This is a genomic window from Larkinella sp. C7 (assembly GCF_006149005.1).
GTDB lineage: Bacteria > Bacteroidota > Bacteroidia > Cytophagales > Spirosomataceae > Larkinella.
On sequence record NZ_VBSL01000179.1, the window covers coordinates 1 to 419 of the forward strand.

At 36.3% G+C, this 419-nt stretch carries 1 protein-coding gene and 1 pseudogene; one reads left to right on the forward strand and one right to left on the reverse strand.

Annotated elements, in window-relative coordinates:
- Positions 1-208 (reverse strand): annotated as a pseudogene (locus tag FH871_RS34990) (hypothetical protein); the annotation flags it as partial.
- 115 nt (positions 209-323) lie between these two features.
- On the opposite strand from FH871_RS34990, the gene FH871_RS34995 reads away from it, so the two are divergent.
- A partial coding sequence (locus FH871_RS34995; RefSeq protein WP_138995355.1) for a hypothetical protein occupies positions 324-419 on the forward strand: 96 nt, incomplete at its 3' end.

A 419-nucleotide genomic window follows, 5' to 3' on the forward strand; every position in this document is an offset into this window, starting at 1 on the left:
TACCGAACATCAAAGCTGGCAACATAACAGCAACACCATAACCAAATCCGATGACTAACCAACCAGATTTATATCCCTTTGTTCCCTTAAGTTCAACATTTGCTACTGAACCATTCCCAATCAGAACCATCAGGGCTGTTGCAATAAATTCAGTTGCATACTTAATTAGCCACTCATGTGTCAGGGCTGCTTTAAAAAATTCATTCATTCGTCTAGACTTCCTTTCTCCTTAACAAGTTTTTAAACAGCTACCATTTTATCAAGTATAATAGATAAAGTAAAGTCATTACCCAAAATAAAACGCTTACTAGTGAGGTGAGAGCATGCGTTTCAATCAATTTAGCTATATTTCCTCTTCAATACAAGAAGCTGAAGCAGAATTGCAAGAACTCGGTTTCTCTGTTTCCTTGAAAAAATCA